Here is a 15387-nt window from a genome sequence, read left to right on the forward strand (position 1 = left end):
CATGGATGGAGTGAATTTCGATCTCAAGGAAGAGATCCGCGACTACTGGTCGAAGCGCTCGGAAACCTTTGACCTCGCCTTCGGCCACAGGATCGCCCCCGGCCCGGAGGCAGACGCCTGGCAGAAGCCGATCCGCAAAGCCATCGGCCCCGAGCCGAAACGCGTGCTGGAACTTGCCTGCGGCACCGGCGAAGTGACGCGCCTGATCCACGATCTCGGCTATGACGTCACCGCACTCGATTTCTCCGAGGCTATGCTGAAGGTTGCCCGCGCCAAACACGCCGGCAAGGAGCGCCTGCGCTTCATCCTGGCAGACGCCGAAAACACCCTGGAGCCGGACGCGAGCTATGATGCCATCATCTGCCGCCACCTCGTCTGGACGCTGACCCGCCCTGAGGAAACCTTTCGCGAATGGTTCCGCATCCTCAAGCCCGGCGGCCTGTTGCTCTTCTTCGATGGCGACTGGGCAGGCCCGAAACCGACCGGCCGCATCGCCAGCCTGCTGATCTCCTGGATCGACCGCCTCGTCGGTGCCGACAAGAACTATGACGGCGCGCTCAGCACCCGCCACGCCCGCATCATGTCAGCCCTGCCCTTCGGCCAGGGTCTCCGCCCCAACATGCTCCTGCCGCTCTTGAGATCGGCAGGCTTTACGGACATCGCGCTTCACTCCCACGCCCCGATCGCGAGGGCGCAGCGCAAGAATGCCAATCTCCGAAACAGGCTCCGAACCCTCGTCTACCAGCGCTTCATCCTCGCCTGCCGGCGGCCCTGATGCCTGCATTTGCCGCGCGCCCATTTCTGGATGCGTGGCGATTTGCCGAGATCTGAAACCAGCCTGTGCCAAATGCCCGTCACCGTAAATGATCGTTGCATTTACCGTTGCGTACTTGCCGGACGCCGTCAGCCGTTCAGGATGATCCACGAACGAAGCCGCAGTTCGCCTGATGCAGGAAGGGAAAGGTGTTATGGCAAAGACCACCGCGCCCTCATCCGGCAAAAGCAGGCGCCGGACTCTGCCGTTCGTCATTCTGGCGTTTTTCCTTTGTCTGGCCGTATCCTTCCCACGGCACGCGTTTGCCGCCCCGCCTGAATTTCCCAACCGCGAACTGGTGGTCGGCACCAAGGAAGCCCCGCCTTTTGCCATGAAGGAGCCCGACGGCACCTGGACCGGCCTTTCGATTGATCTCTGGCAGCAGATCGCCGACAGGCTCGGCGTCAAATACCGGCTGGTCGAGGAACCCTCGGTCCAGAGTCTGCTCGATGCCACGAAGCGCGGCGACTACGACCTCTCGGTCGCGGCCATCACCATCACCGCCGACAGGGAACGCAATGTCGATTTCTCCCAGCCGTTTTATAATACCGGCCTCGGCATCGCCGTCTCCGTCCAGAGCGTCTCCGTCTGGTACGAGATCACGCAGACGATGACCTCTCTCGGTTTTCTTCAGGCGGTCGGCGCGCTTATCGGTATTTCGCTGGCGGTGGGCGCCCTGATCTGGCTCTTCGAGCACCGCCACAACGAGGATTTCGGCGGCGGCGCGGCCAGAGGGCTCGGCGCCAGCATCTGGTGGTCGGCCGAAGCGATGACGCAGGCAAGCACCGGCCATCGCGGCCCTAAAACGCTCGGCGGTCGAACCCTGGCGATCCTCTGGATGGTCATGTCGATCATTACCATCGCGGTCTTCACCGCAAGCGTCACCTCCGCGCTGACCACACGCCAGATCAGGGGCCTGGTGAATGGCGCCGAAGACCTGCCGAGGGTGCGCGTCGGCGCGGTCACCGGCTCCGCCACGACAGGTTTTCTCGATGGCGAGCGCATCCGGCACCGCGATTTCGACAAGGTGCAGGACGGTTTCCGGGCGTTGACATCAGGCACTATCGACGCCTTCGTCTACGACAAGCCGCTGCTCTCCTGGACCGCCGAACAGCAGTTCCCCGGCAGCGTGCAGGTGCTGGATACGGTCTTCGAGCCGCAGAACTACGGCATGGCGATGCCGGCCGGCAGCCGTTACCGGAAGGCGATCGATGTCGCCATTCTCGAAGCAATCCACGACGACGCCTGGAAAGACACCCTGTTTCGGTATCTGGGCGAGAAGAAGTGAGATACTGCCCGGCGGCTCACCAATTCCCCGGATCCGCAGTATGATCGACAGCGGCGAATTCGTCCGCCTTTGCCCGATCCAGCGTCACGGTCCTTGTCCTCTTGGTCTCGTCCGCGACCAGATAGCGAAGCGGCGCCGCGTCCCGGGCAAGCTCCTGATACAGGAGAAGCGCTGCTTCCTCGGCAGTATCGGCCTCGATCTCGCGCGTGATGGTTACGGTGAACTTCTGCATGGATTCGGGCCTTCTCGATCGTCGCGGGCATGGGCGCAATGTCCACCGCCTGACAATAAGCGCAGAGCCGAATAGTTCAAGTTGCCCCTGGCTTCGACGATCAACCGTCCACCGCCATCGAGCACCCGATATGCACCCCTCAAACCGAGCGCATCAACCCGCCATCCACCTTCAGGCTCTGGCCGGTAATATACCCCGCCCCGTCGGACACAAGAAACGCGATGGTCGCGGCCACTTCCTCACTCGTGCCATAGCGCTGCATCGGCACGCTCTCGCGCCGCGCCTCGGTTGCCGGCAGGCTGTCGATCCAGCCGGGCAGCACGTTGTTCATGCGGATATTTTCGGCCGCATAGGTATCGGCAAAGAGCTTGGTATAGGCGGCAAGACCGGCGCGGAAGACCGCCGAGGTCGGAAACATCGTCGACGGCTCGAAGACCCAGGCCGTCGAGATATTGACGATCGCGCCCTTCTTCTGCGCCTGCATGATCGGCGTCACCAGCCGCACCGGGCGGATGACGTTCATCAGATAGACGTCCATGCCCGTATGCCACTGCTCGTCGGTGATCTCATTCAGCGCGGCACGCGGCCCATGCCCGGCGCTGTTGACGAGAACGTCGATCCGCCCCCAGGCCGCCATCGCCGCATCGATAAGCCGCTTCAGATCGTCATTCGACTGGTTGGAACCGGTCACGCCGACGCCGCCGAGCTCCCTGGCGAGCGCCTCGCCCTTGCCGGAGGAAGACAGGATCGCGACCTTGTAGCCATCGGCCGCGAGCCGCCTCGCGCTCTCGGCCCCCATACCGCTGCCGCCTGCGGTGATAACAGCCACTTTTTCTACTGACATGCCGATGCCCTCCTGAAATGATATGGTCAATTGCTCGATGTGTGCGCGCACGATACCATGTCCACCACGCGAGCGCGAAACAGTTCTCCTCTTCTGTGACAGTAGAAAAACTACTCGATGAGCGATATCCCGGGAAAGCTTCCCTCTCTCAATGGCCTGAGAGCCTTCGAGGTCGCGGCGCGCCACCTGAACTTCAGGCTCGCCGCCGAAGAGCTTGGCGTTACGCAGGGCGCCGTCGCCCAGCAGGTGCGCGGGCTCGAAGCGCAGCTCGGCATGACCCTTTTCGAACGGCTTCCGCGCACGCTGGCGCTGACGGCCGAGGGCAGACGCTACATCGCCGACATCAGGCGCGCCTTCGAGATCATAGCGCGGGCAACGGACGAGCTGAAGCCGCAGGCGATCAAGCTCACCATCAGCACCACGCCGACATTTGCATCGAAGTGGCTGATCCCTCGCCTGCCTGATTTCACCGCTCTGCATCCCGATCTCGATCTGCATATTCTGGCGACCGAGCGCATCTCGAATTTCGCCGTCGATGGCGTCGATCTCGCCGTCCGCTATGGCCGCCCGCCCTTTGGGCCGGGCCTGAATGCCGAGCTGCTGTTCGAACAGGAGGTCATCGCCGTCTGCAGCCCGCTGCTGCTTGCCGGCCGGAATGCACCGCGCACGGCCGAGGAGCTCTCCGCCTATCCGCTGCTGCACGATGCCCATAATCTCTGGCCGGAATTCGTCGAGCGCCATCTCGCCAGCAGCCGCAGCCCCTCCTTCAAGGGCATCAGCTTTTCGCAGACTTCTCACGCCATCGAGGCAGCGATTGCCGGACAGGGCATCGTTCTCGCCAATGGCGGCTTCGTCACCGAGGATCTGGCCCGGGGGCGGCTGGTGCGTGTCTTCGAAGGCAGGTTGCGCGGCCCGTCGGACATCTACCTCGTCTGGCCCCGCTACCGGAAATCCCAGGCGCTGGAAACCGTGATCGGCTGGTTGTTCACTGAGGCGCAGAAGGCTGGCTGAGCACTCGCGCATGGGACCGGCGTCAGCCTGACGGACCCAAAGAACAATGAGCCTCTTGCGCAGGACGCCGGAGACACCAGATTCAATCTCTTCATTCCCTCCGATAAGCATTGATAATCACAGGCCTATTTGATGTTCCATTTCATTCTCGGCATTCCCTGGCTGGTCGTCCTCCTCCGCTTCATCCTGCCCCTGCCGTGGATCTGGCCTGCCAAGGCCCTGCTTGCCGGCGTGCTCCTGGTCGCCTCCCAGCAGGTACTGCTGAACCGCATCTCTTCAGGGTCCGTCTTCGCGCCCGAATATCCGCGCCCGCTGATTATCGTGCTGAATTTCCTCTTCGGCGCGACGCTCCTGCTGGCGGTCTTCCAGATCGCGCTCGATGCCGTCTCGCTTGCCCTTGCTCTCGTCGAGGGAGAGTTTCCGGCCGTGCCCCCGGAGATGCGCTACATCATCGGGCTCGCAGCCTTCGGCCTGGCCGCTTTTGGCGTTGCCGGAGCCGTGCGCATTCCACCCGTGAAGAACGTCGAGATATCAATCCGGGATCTTCCCGAATCCTTCGACGGCTATCGGCTGCTGCAGCTGACCGACCTCCATCTCAGCCGCCTCTTCCCGGCGTCCTGGGCCGAAACCCTTGTGCAGAAGGCCAATGGCCTCGGGACCGATGCGATCGTCGTCACCGGCGATTTCATCGACGGCCGCCTCGAGAAGCGCCGGGCCGATGTCGCACCGCTTGCGAAGCTTGCGGCGCGCGACGGCGTCTTCGCCATTCCCGGCAATCACGAATATTATTTCGGCTACGACGATTGGATTGCGCACGACGCCAGTCTTGGCATCCGCATGCTGATGAATGAGCACGCCGTCATCGAGCGCGGCGCCGGCCGCATCGTCATTGCCGGCGTGACCGATCTGGCGGCTTTCGGCAGAGCGATGCCCGATCCCGATCTTGCCGCGGCCTTGAAAGACGCTCCGGCCGATGCCCCGATCATTCTTCTCGACCATCAGCCGAGAATGGCCGCCGAGACGGCCAAGGCGGGGATCGCGCTGCAGCTGTCAGGGCACACCCATGGCGGCATGGTGCTCGGCCTCGATCGTCTGGTCGCCCGCGCAAACGGCGGTTTCGTCTCCGGCCACTACCACGTCGGCCGCATGCAGCTCTATGTCAACAACGGAACAGCGCTCTGGCCGGGCTTTGCGCTGAGGCTGGGCAGGCCCTCGGAACTGACGGTGTTCACGCTGCGGCGAAGGTCTTGATCGCGCTCGTCTCAGCTGTCCCTGACCATCAGGCGAATGCGCTCTGCGACGTCAGGATCGACGGGATTATAGACGACCATGTTGAGATCCGGCCTGCCGTCGATCGCAAAGCCGGAATATTCCAGTGCGATATCGCCGAGAACAGGATGTCTCAACCGCTTGGTTCCCTCGCCATGGGCGATCACCTCATTCTCCTCCCAGATCCCTTTGAATTCCGGGCTTGTACGGCAGAGCTCCTCCACCAGATCTGATATCTCCGAGGTAGCACCCGCTCGCGCCGCATCCGCCCGGAAGGCGCCGACGACGAAACGTGCCATGGCTTCCCAATCGTGCTGAACGTTCCGGACACCAGGGTTGGAAAACAACAGCCGCAGCACGTTCCGATCCTCCGGCGCAAGCTTGCCGTAATCGGTCATGACGACGGTGGCCGCGCGGTTCCAGGCAACGATGTCCCAGGCCGCGGTGCGCACCAGCGCGGGGCTCACCTCGAGCGTGTCGATGAGACGCTGCAGGCGCGGACTAATGCCCTCGATGGCGCGGTAGCGCACTTCCGGCGGCCGGCCGAGACCGAGAATGAACAAATGCTCGCGCTCGGGCTCGGTCAGCATCAGCCCGCCTGCGATCCGGTTCAGCACATCGGCTGATGGTGCGCCGCCGCGCCCCTGTTCCAGCCATGTGTACCAGGTCGGGCTGATATTGGCGCGCTGCGCCACCTCTTCGCGCCTGAGCCCCGGCGTGCGCCGGCGCCCGGAAAAACCGAACACCGCCGGATCGAGGCGCGAGCGGCGGTCGCGAAGGAAGATGCCAAGCGCGTTGCTGTCGGTGCTCATGCTGTTCCTGTTAGCCATTATAATAGGATAAGATCACTACTTTAACAGCATAAACTATAGCGCAATAGTGGGGTCTGTAAAGCATGTCGCGCAAAAGTGTGAAGCGGTTTGCGATAACGACATGCGAAAAAACAATGACTTAAAGCGTGCAACGGCACGCTTTGAAACAAGGAGATATCCATGCGCATTTTCCTCACCGGCGCCACCGGCTTCATCGGCTCGGCCATCCTGCCCGAACTCCTGAAGGCCGGCCATCATGTCATCGGCATGACCCGCTCGGATGCCGGCGCCAAAGCGCTGGATGCGGCGGGCGCCGAAGTCCACCGGGGAGTGCTGGAAGAGCCTGAAAGCGTCCGGAGCGGCGTCGAGAAGGCAGACGCCGTCATCCATACCGCTTTCGACCATGACTTTTCCCGGTTCGTCGCGAATTGTGAGAAGGACAGCCGCATCATCCACGCGATGGGCGAGGCACTCAAGGGCTCCAACCGCCCCCTCCTCATCACGTCAGGCACCGGCATCGGCAACGCCCATCTCGGCGAGCCCGCGAGCGAGGATGTCTTCAACATCGAGCATCCCAACCCGCGCATCGCCTCCGAGCTTGCCGGCAACGCCCTGCTCGACCAGGGCGTCAACGTCTCGGTCATGCGCCTTCCCCAGGTCCACGACACATTCAAGCAGGGCCTGATCTCGCCGCTCATCGAGATCGCCCGCGAAAAGGGCGTCTCCGCCTATGTCGGCGAAGGCCGCAACCGCTTCCCCGCCGGCCACCTGCTCGATGTCGCCCTGCTCTACCGGCTCGCGATCGAAAAAGCTGAGCCTGGCGCCCGCTACAACGCCGTTGCCGAGGAAGGCATCACGACCCGCGAGATTGCCGAAGCCCTCGGCCGCGGCCTGAAGCTGCCGGTCGTCTCGGTCGCGCCGGAAAAGGCGGCCGAGCATTTCGGCTGGATGGCGATGTTCGCCGGCCTGGACTTCCCGGCCTCCAGCGAAAAGACCCGCCGGGTCCTTGGATGGAATCCGACAGGTCCCGGCCTGATCGCCGATCTCGACGCGATGGATTACGGCAGCGTGGCGGCCTGATCCTTAAGAGGCAGCGCCTATCAACTCCTCGCTTCTCGTCCAGAGTTGTTTGGCCTTGCCGGCATCGAGCGCATACGACCTGACCCCGTCGGCAAAAGGACTGGGCGTATCGTTGATCGGCGCGACCGCACAATCCTCGAGATAACGGCCGCCGATCGCATCCTTGTCGGCAACGACCGCGGCCCAGACCGAGGTTGCCGCCGCCTGCGGGATCTCCTTCAGTTCCGCAGGCGCAAGACCCGCTTCGGCGCGCGCCTTGCCGACGGTTTCCAAAAGACCCTGCAACTCCTCCGGCGAAAAATGCCGGGGAAGATCGGTGATGCTGTTGCCGGGCATTACCGAAGCAGCCCGGATGCCGCGATCACGATGCCGCCGGTCGAATTCCACTGCGAAGAGCGCGTTCGCCGTCTTCGACCGGCCATAGGCGACAAACGGCTGATACTCCTGATGCTCGAAATTCGGATCGTCGAGATCGACATCGGCGACGCGATGCGCCTGCGAAGACAGCACCACCAACCGCCCATTGTCGGCAATGAGCGGCGCGATCCGGTCAATCAAAGCGAAATGCCCGAGATGGTTGGTCCCGAACTGGATTTCGAAGCCGTCGACCGTCCGCCCGAACGGCGTTGCCATCACCCCGGCATTGGCGATGACGGCATCGAACCGCCTGATGTCAGCCAGCAGCCTGTCCGCGCCGGCCCGAACGCTCTGCAGCGATGCCAGATCGAGCGCGATCAATTCCAGACTGCCGCCGCCTTGCGAAGCGGCGTCACGAACCGGCGCAGTGGCCGGCTCGCCCTTGGCGAGATCCCTGACCGTTCCGACGACGCTGGCACCGTGAGAGACGAGTGAGCTGGCTGTTTCGAGCCCGATACCCGACGATACACCCGTGACGAGAAATCGCTTTCCCTTGAGATCGACACCGGAAAGCACTTCGTCGGCGGTCGATTTTGCACCAAAGCTCTTGGTCATCTTCTTTTCCTTCAATTGCGTGAGTGAGAATTCCGTCCTGATCCCGGCAGTCAGATCGCGAGACCACCGGCCACGTCGATCACGCTGCCCGTCATGTAGCCTCCGTGAGGTCCGGCCAGATGGCAGATGAGCGCCGAGACTTCCTCAAGCGTCGCGATGCGGCGAATGGTGTGCAGGTTCATGAGGGCGTCGGGCACGCCATCACCCAGCACTTCGGCAGACATGTCGGTCGGCATCACACCGGGCTGGATGACGTTGACGGTGATGTTGCGTCCGCCGAGATCGCGGGCGACGCCCTTCGCATAGCCGACGACGGCCGCCTTCGTTCCCGCGTAGTCGGCAGCACCGCCGAACGGCACATGGGTGCCAAGGAGGGAGCCGATGAAGATGATCCGGCCGCCATCCGACAGCACGGGTGCAGCCGCGCGCGTGGTCGCCACTGCGCCCATCACATTGATCTGCCATTGGCGATCGAGATTGACCGTGTCCAGATCGGGATCGTCGACCGTCTTGCCCTGCACCGCGATCGCCGCATTGTTGACGAGAATGTCGAGCTTGCCGAAATAGGCGATCGCCTTATCGACCAGCGGCTTGGCCGCCGCCATATCGGCCTGGTCGCTCTTGATCGCCAGAGCCCGCACACCCTTCGCCCGCAGCTTCTCGACCACAGCCTCCGCCTTTTCTGCGGAAGCGACATAGCTGATCGCAACGTCTGCGCCTTGATCGGCAAGCGCCTCCGCCGCGGCAGCACCAAGCCCGCGCGAGCCGCCGGTCACGAGCGCAACCTTGCCCTTCAGAATATTCGACATGGGAATCCTTTCTACACACCATCAGGGCACTGCCTGCCCTCAGCGAGCGGCAGCGCCACTTTTTCGTAACGACCGTTACCATAATGATTGGTATGAAATGTGGACAAAGCCTGTCAAGTGGTTTAATAACGACCATTATGAAATTGGCTGAGCTGATCTGATGGGACGCCATCGCGAATTTGATGTCGAAAAGGTGCTCGATGCGGCGCTATGCGTTTTCTGGCGCAAGGGCTACGAGGGCGCGTCCTATGCTGACCTGACGGAAGCTGCCGGCATCGAGAGGCCGGCGCTCTATTCCGCCTTCGGCAACAAGGAAGCGCTCTTCCGGAAAGCACTGGATCGCTATTCCGAGCGATATCTGGATTATATCCCGGAAGCGCTCAAACTCCCCACATCGCGCCAGGTGGCCGCGCATATCCTCTATAATGCGGTCGACCTCAATACGCGTTTTCCCAACCATACGGGCTGTCTCGGCATCAATGGCGCCGTGGCGGGATCGGATGAGGCCGAGCCTGTGCGACAGGCGCTGATCGACTTCCGCGCTGCCGGCCAGGCAGAGCTTCAGGAGCGCTTCGAGCGGGCAAAGGCGGAAGGCGACCTGCCGGAGACGGCCAATACGCAAGCCCTGGCGGCATTCGTCATGGCCATGACCCACGGCATGGCGGTACAGGCCAAGGCCGGTTTCAGCCGCGACATGCTGAACGCCGTTGCCGATCAGGCGCTGTCCACCTGGCCTGCAAAAACATCCTGAACTTCAGCGGCCGGCAAGCTACCCCGCCGCATCCATCTTCGCCCGCACTTCCAGAAACGCCGCCGTCAGCCGCGCCAGAACCGGCGATTTGACTGATCCATTCGCCCCGCCGATCGGGTCCTCGACGTGGATCTTTCTCAGATCCTCCATGAACTCGTCCCAGAGCGGCTGCCTGCCCCCTTCCAAGAGCTCGGCGCGGATGCTGAGATCCTCGCTGACGGGCAGATGCCTGCGCCCCCAGGCGCCGATCATCGCAAACATCGGCACCAGCTGGATCGAGGCTTCCGTCAGACTGTAGATCGACTTCTGGCTATGGGAGGGGTCATCGAGCTTGGTGATCAGCCCATAAGACATAAGCCGCTTCAGCCGAGCCGCCAGGATGTTTGACGCGATCCCCTCATCCGATTGCGTCAGCAGCTCGCGAAAATGACGGCGATTGCCGAACATGATATCCCTGATGATAACAAGGCTCCACCGATCGCCCAGCACTTCCATCGTCAGGTTGATCGGGCAGCCCGACCGTATCTCGATATCCATATCCGACTCCATGAGAAAAACCAGTTGCATTATAGGATCGGTTATGTAAGAACTCAACTAGTTTCAAAATGCAATCAGATGGAGGCTGACATGGCGCGTGTACGCGTAGCTGCATTTTCCCTTTCGGTCGATGGTTTCGGCGCAGGTCCTGACCAAAGCATCAACGATCCCATGGGCAAGAACGGAATGGGCGTACACCGGTGGTTCCTCGGCACCCGCACCTTCCGCACGATGATCGGCAAGGACGATGGCTCGACCGGCGTCGATGAGAAATACGGCGCCTTGGGCATGGCCGGCTTCGGCGCCTTCATCCTCGGCCGCAATATGTTCGGCCCTGTCAGAGGCGAATGGCCGGACGAGGAGTGGAAGGGCTGGTGGGGTCCGAACCCACCCTATCACGCGCCGACTTTCATCCTCACCCACCATGCCCGCGAGCCGATCGTCATGGAAGGCGGCACGACCTTCCATTTCATCACCGGGGGCATCGAGGAAGCGCTGGAAAAGGCCAAGGCCGCAGCCGGCGACAAGGACGTCAAGATCGGCGGCGGCGTCAGCACGGTGCGCCAGTATCTGCAGGCCGGCCTGATCGACGACATACATTTCGCCATCTCCCCGGTCGTTCTCGGTAAGGGTGAAGCCATGTTCGAAGGCATCGACCTGCCGGCGCTGGGCTTTTCCGTCAAATCCCACGAGATGACGGAACTGGCCGCCCATATCGTCCTTTCGAAGTGAGGCCGTAATGCCTTTCGTGATCTACCTTCATCCGCTCTCCTCCTATTCCCAGAAGGCCAAGACCGCCTTCTACGAGAAGAACCTGGACTTCGAGACCAGGCTTCTCGATGGAAGCGAGCCTGTTACATCGGAATTTTTCGAAAAATGGCCGATCAAGCGCTTCCCCATCCTTGAGCAAGGCGGCGACTTCATCTTCGAAGCGACAAGCATCATCGAATATATCGACCTGCTGCACCCGACCGACCACCCCTTGCTGCCCGCAGACGCCATGGCGGCAAACAGGGTACGCATGTGGGACCGCTTCTTCGACAATTACATGCAGTATCCGCAGCAGCGCATGGTCAACGCCTCGCTCGGGCGCGAGATGGAGCCCGACGACGGCTTTGTCCGCTGGAGGCAGGCGCTCGAAACCGCCTATGGGATTCTCGACGTACATATGAAAGGCCGCCGATGGGTGGCGAGCGAAGACTTCAGCCTTGCAGACTGCTCCGCCGCCCCCGCCATGCTCTATGCCGATTGGGCGCACCCGATCCCGAACCATTTCGAAAATGTCCGCGACTATCGCGCCCGCCTTCTCCAGCGCCCGAGCTATGCCCGCGCCCTCGATGAGGCCCGCCCCTACCGCCATCTCTATCCGTTGGGAGCACCGGTCGGGCGGGATTGATCGGCCGGCACCTGATGGCACCGGCCGCTCCCGATGATCAGACAAGCCCCTGGCTGAAGCCGAAGCTCGCGTCGGCCTCATCCTCGTGCACATCCTCGGCAAACAGCATGTCATTATGCGGCCGGCCGCTGCGCACCATCGGATAGACGTTCTCAAGTGCGGCGACCCGGCAGTCGAAGAGAACAGGCCTGTTAACGGCGATCATCTCCCTGATCCTGTCATCCAGTTCATCCGGTCTTTCGCACCTGAGACCAACCGCACCATAGGCTTCCGCCAGCTTGACGAAATCCGGCAGCGAGGCGGAGTAGGATCGGTCCCGGCGGTTGCCGTGCAGGATCTGCTGCCATTGCCGGATCATGCCGAGCTGCGCATTGTTGAGGATGAAGATCTTCACCGGTGCCTGATGCTGCATCGCCGCCGAAAGCTCCTTCAGCGTCATCTGCACCGAGCCATCGCCGACAATGCCGAGAACCAGCCGGCCGGGATGGGCGATCTGCGCCCCGATCGCTGCCGGCAATCCGTATCCCATCGTGCCAAGCCCGCCCGAAGTGAGCCAGCGGTTCGGCCCCTCGACGCCGAAAAGCTGTGCCGCCCACATCTGATGCTGGCCGACATCGGTCGTGACGATGGGATCGAGGCCCGAGGTCAGCGCATGCAGCCTCTCCAGCGCATATTGCGGCATGATCTCGTCATGGCGCATCTCATAGGCAAAGGAGCTTTTCGCCCGCCAGCCCGCGATCTCGCCCCACCAGGCATCGAGCCGCCTCCGCTCGGGTGCAACGGGAAGCGCCCGCCACGCTTCGATCATCCCGGCAAGCACCGCGGCAGCATCGCCTGATATGCCGATATCGACCGGGACATTCTTGTTGATCGAGGAGGGATCGATATCGATATGGATCTTCCGCGAGCCCGGCGAGAACTTGTCGGTGCGCGAGGTGACGCGGTCGTCGAAACGGGCGCCGACAGCAATCATCAGGTCACAATCATGCATCGCCATATTCGCCTCATAGGAGCCGTGCATGCCCGGCATCTTCAGCCAGTTCGGCCCTGAGGCGGGATAGGCGCCGAGCCCCATCAGGGTCGAGGTGACGGGAAAGCCCGTCAGCTCCACCAGCTCGCGCAGCAGCCGCGAAGCCTCCGGCCCGGAATTGATGACGCCGCCACCCGTATAGAGAACCGGCCGCTGCGCTTGCGCCATCAGTGCGACCGCAGCCGCAATCGCCTCCCGATTGCCATCCACCTGCGGCCGGTAGCGCGCTGGCACGGCAATCTCCTCCGGCCCGGCATAAAGCCCGCTTGCGAAGAGCACATCCTTGGGCATATCGACCAGAACCGGCCCCGGCCTGCCTGACGTGGCGATCCTGAAGGCGAGATGGATAGTCTTCGCCAGATCGTCGATATGGCTGACGAGGAAATTATGCTTGGTGCAGGGCCGCGTGATACCAACAGTATCGCATTCCTGAAAGGCATCCGTGCCGATCAGGTTGGTCGGCACCTGCCCCGTCAGGCAGACGATCGGAATGGAATCCATCAGCGCATCCTGCAGCGCCGTCACCGCATTGGTGACACCCGGTCCCGATGTGACCAGCATGACGCCGACCTTGCCGGTCGAGCGCGCATAGCCTTCGGYGGCATGACCCGCCCCCTGCTCATGGCGCACGAGCAGATGCCTGATCTTGTCCTGCTGAAAGATCTCGTCATAGATCGGCAGCACGGCAGCGCCCGGATAGCCGAAGATGTGCTCGACACCATTGTCGCGCAGCGCCTGCAGAACGATTTCGCCGCCGTTCATGAGACGGCCAGAAGAAGTGTTGGAAGAATTTTGGGTAAAGCTAGCCTTATCGCCGGTCATAGCAATTTTCCGTCGTTGATGAGGTGATTAGGGTGCGACGGGGCATAAAAAAAGGCCCCGTCAGGGACCTTGTGTTCGGCGCATGGGTGGCTAATGCCGGACGGTTACACCGTCCTGCCCATGCGCGATATCACCACGACGAGAACCATTGCGATTTTCATGGGCGGTAGAGCTAACCGCAATTTTGCGGCCCGTCAATCGCATCTGTGCGTTCGCCCCCACCCGCTGTTCGTCCTATCAGATGTTGATGGCTGATGAGTTATCGATCCGGCTTGGCTGCCGGGGCGTCCCGGCCCGCAGGCGAAACATGCCCACAGGACCGTCAGATCGTCTCCCGTCCCGAAAGCACCTCGATCGAAAGGCTGAAGAAGATCGGCGCGTCCAGCGGCTCATCCTTATCGGCGCCGAAATTGAAAGATCCGGGCTCCCACCAGAAGGCATGCTTTTCCAGAAGCGACCATGCATGGATGCGTTCATCTCGGCGCGCGGGCGTATCCGTCAGCTCCTCGAAACGACCGTGAACGAGGACGCTTTTCCACTTTCTGTCCTGGCCGAGCTCTTCGGCGTGGAAACTGGCCAGGGGGTTTGCCCTGAGACGGTCGATCTTCAGGCCGGGCATGGAAAACATGAACAGCTGGCGTCCTTCATAGGCGTAGTGAATGGGAACGATATAGGGATATTGCTCACCGCTGCACCCGAGATGGCCAAACATGTGGCTCGCCAGAAACTCGATGCAGGCATTATCGGTCATTTCTCGCAGCTGCATGCTAGCCTCCGGTACTTTAAAGGTCTTGCCGTTGCTGACCCGGCGGGCCGAGCATCAATTTCGCCAGAAGCGCGATCTGCTCCTGCTGCTGGGCGACGAGCGATTTCAAATCGGTATTTCTAAGCTCGTCGAGCTTGTCATGCAGCGCCATGATTTCGATCTCAGCCTTCAAATTGACCTCGTAGTCGTGCGCGGCATCGACCCGGTCTTTGGCGGCATGCCTATTCTGGCTCATCATGATGACCGGCGCCTGCACGGCTGCCAGCATGGAAAGGATGAGATTGAGGAATATGAAGGGATAGGGATCGAAAGAGCGCGTTGCGGCCAGCAGGTTACCGGCGACCCATACTGCAAGGGCGATCCCGAAGAGGATGATGAAGGTCCACGAACCGCCGAATTCCGCCACCTTGTCGGCCAGCCGCTGCGACGGTGTCAGCTTTGCATCGAAGGACTGATTGGAATCATGGGCAATCGCGTGCCGGGAGATCAGTCGCCGGAAGACTGCCCGTTCGCGCTCGGTTAAGAGCTCGAAAGGCTTCCCGAGGTACCTGTTCGCGCCGGAACCGATTGCCTCGTCGGAGATTTCAGCAACAGTGCCGGCCGACATGATATTCTCCCGTCAAATGCACCGGCCGGCACCGGACCACGACATATGGCCGTCAGCCGCCGGCATTGATCCCAGATTACGGTGTCACTTCGGATTGCGATGTCACATCGAGGAAATCTTCGATACGCTTCAAGTGGTAGATAACGCGTCTCTTGCGATCGTAGAGCCTGCCCAACAGCGCATTTTCGACATCCAGCGGCCTCCCCGTCAGCCGCAGCCTTTTAACGACGATTTCCTGGCCGGTGATGCGCTGCTCCGCCTTCACGGCGTGGAGCCTTGCGAACCTCAGATCCTTTTTTCCATATCCTGCCGATTGCATATCTATCTCGCCAATCATTTTCGTTATC

General features: G+C 61.8%; 18 protein-coding genes. 8 read left to right on the forward strand and 10 right to left on the reverse strand.

Going from position 1 to position 15387, the window contains the following annotated elements; all coding sequences use genetic code 11:
- Position 1: 1 nt before the first annotated feature.
- Positions 2–775 carry a methyltransferase domain-containing protein gene (locus tag AC1D35_RS17575; RefSeq protein WP_113311034.1) on the forward strand — a complete coding sequence of 258 codons (774 nt, stop codon included), beginning with the start codon at positions 2–4 and terminating at the stop codon, positions 773–775.
- Between the two features lie 193 nt (positions 776–968).
- Entirely contained in the window at positions 969–2102 is a 1134-nt protein-coding gene (locus AC1D35_RS17580; RefSeq protein ID WP_113311035.1) for a transporter substrate-binding domain-containing protein, read from the forward strand.
- Positions 2103–2118: 16 nt separating this feature from the next.
- On the opposite strand, the gene AC1D35_RS17585 is transcribed toward AC1D35_RS17580, so the two are convergent.
- Both AC1D35_RS17585 and AC1D35_RS17590 read right to left on the reverse strand, forming a co-directional pair.
- Complete coding sequence (locus AC1D35_RS17585; RefSeq protein ID WP_113299231.1) at positions 2119–2334, reverse strand: hypothetical protein; 216 nt, start codon at positions 2332–2334, stop codon at positions 2119–2121.
- A gap of 139 nt (positions 2335–2473) precedes the next feature.
- Entirely contained in the window at positions 2474–3178 is a 705-nt protein-coding gene (locus tag AC1D35_RS17590; protein ID WP_113311168.1) for an SDR family oxidoreductase, read from the reverse strand.
- A gap of 117 nt (positions 3179–3295) precedes the next feature.
- On the opposite strand from AC1D35_RS17590, the gene gcvA reads away from it, so the two are divergent.
- Positions 3296–4189 (forward strand): transcriptional regulator GcvA, encoded by an 894-nt coding sequence (gene gcvA / locus AC1D35_RS17595; RefSeq protein WP_113299232.1) that lies wholly within the window; start codon positions 3296–3298, stop codon positions 4187–4189.
- Between the two features lie 132 nt (positions 4190–4321).
- Positions 4322–5440, forward strand: a complete 1119-nt coding sequence (locus AC1D35_RS17600) for a metallophosphoesterase (RefSeq protein ID WP_113311036.1) — start codon at positions 4322–4324, stop codon at positions 5438–5440.
- Positions 5441–5451: 11 nt separating this feature from the next.
- Here the strand turns inward: AC1D35_RS17600 and AC1D35_RS17605 are convergent, their stop codons facing one another.
- Positions 5452–6270 (reverse strand): helix-turn-helix transcriptional regulator, encoded by an 819-nt coding sequence (locus AC1D35_RS17605; protein WP_162748601.1) that lies wholly within the window; start codon positions 6268–6270, stop codon positions 5452–5454.
- Between the two features lie 180 nt (positions 6271–6450).
- Between AC1D35_RS17605 and AC1D35_RS17610 the strand changes: the two genes are divergently transcribed.
- The gene (locus tag AC1D35_RS17610) at positions 6451–7350 is read left to right on the forward strand and encodes an SDR family oxidoreductase (protein ID WP_113311038.1); all 900 of its coding nucleotides are present in this window, start codon (positions 6451–6453) and stop codon (positions 7348–7350) included.
- Between the two features lie 3 nt (positions 7351–7353).
- On the opposite strand, the gene AC1D35_RS17615 is transcribed toward AC1D35_RS17610, so the two are convergent.
- Both AC1D35_RS17615 and AC1D35_RS17620 read right to left on the reverse strand, forming a co-directional pair.
- Positions 7354–8322, reverse strand: a complete 969-nt coding sequence (locus tag AC1D35_RS17615) for an SDR family NAD(P)-dependent oxidoreductase (protein ID WP_113311039.1) — start codon at positions 8320–8322, stop codon at positions 7354–7356.
- Between the two features lie 50 nt (positions 8323–8372).
- On the reverse strand, positions 8373–9131 hold the full coding sequence (locus AC1D35_RS17620) for an SDR family oxidoreductase (protein WP_113311040.1): 759 nt from the start codon (positions 9129–9131) through the stop codon (positions 8373–8375).
- A 160-nt stretch (positions 9132–9291) separates the two neighbouring features.
- Here AC1D35_RS17620 and AC1D35_RS17625 point away from each other — a divergent pair, with 160 nt between their 5' ends.
- Positions 9292–9882 (forward strand): TetR/AcrR family transcriptional regulator, encoded by a 591-nt coding sequence (locus AC1D35_RS17625; RefSeq protein ID WP_113299238.1) that lies wholly within the window; start codon positions 9292–9294, stop codon positions 9880–9882.
- 18 nt (positions 9883–9900) lie between these two features.
- On the opposite strand, the gene AC1D35_RS17630 is transcribed toward AC1D35_RS17625, so the two are convergent.
- The gene (locus AC1D35_RS17630; protein WP_113311169.1) at positions 9901–10419 is read right to left on the reverse strand and encodes a winged helix-turn-helix transcriptional regulator; all 519 of its coding nucleotides are present in this window, start codon (positions 10417–10419) and stop codon (positions 9901–9903) included.
- Positions 10420–10509: 90 nt separating this feature from the next.
- On the opposite strand from AC1D35_RS17630, the gene AC1D35_RS17635 reads away from it, so the two are divergent.
- Positions 10510–11151 carry a dihydrofolate reductase family protein gene (locus AC1D35_RS17635; protein WP_113311041.1) on the forward strand — a complete coding sequence of 214 codons (642 nt, stop codon included), beginning with the start codon at positions 10510–10512 and terminating at the stop codon, positions 11149–11151.
- 7 nt (positions 11152–11158) lie between these two features.
- Complete coding sequence (locus AC1D35_RS17640) at positions 11159–11815, forward strand: glutathione S-transferase family protein (RefSeq protein ID WP_113311042.1); 657 nt, start codon at positions 11159–11161, stop codon at positions 11813–11815.
- 37 nt (positions 11816–11852) lie between these two features.
- On the opposite strand, the gene AC1D35_RS17645 is transcribed toward AC1D35_RS17640, so the two are convergent.
- The 4 genes from AC1D35_RS17645 to AC1D35_RS17660 all read right to left on the reverse strand — a co-directional run bounded on the left by AC1D35_RS17645 (position 11853) and on the right by AC1D35_RS17660 (position 15377).
- Positions 11853–13667 (reverse strand): acetolactate synthase 3 large subunit, encoded by a 1815-nt coding sequence (locus AC1D35_RS17645; RefSeq protein WP_477939266.1) that lies wholly within the window; start codon positions 13665–13667, stop codon positions 11853–11855.
- Between the two features lie 322 nt (positions 13668–13989).
- Positions 13990–14433, reverse strand: a complete 444-nt coding sequence (locus AC1D35_RS17650; protein WP_113311044.1) for a pyridoxamine 5'-phosphate oxidase family protein — start codon at positions 14431–14433, stop codon at positions 13990–13992.
- Positions 14434–14449: 16 nt separating this feature from the next.
- Positions 14450–15040, reverse strand: coding sequence for a DUF1003 domain-containing protein (locus AC1D35_RS17655; protein WP_477834600.1), 591 nt, complete (start codon positions 15038–15040; stop codon positions 14450–14452).
- Positions 15041–15116: 76 nt separating this feature from the next.
- Positions 15117–15377, reverse strand: a complete 261-nt coding sequence (locus AC1D35_RS17660; RefSeq protein ID WP_477834598.1) for a hypothetical protein — start codon at positions 15375–15377, stop codon at positions 15117–15119.
- Between the last annotated feature and the right edge of the window lie 10 nt (positions 15378–15387).

The sequence above is a fragment of the Rhizobium sp. P1_E6 genome (assembly GCF_056405875.1).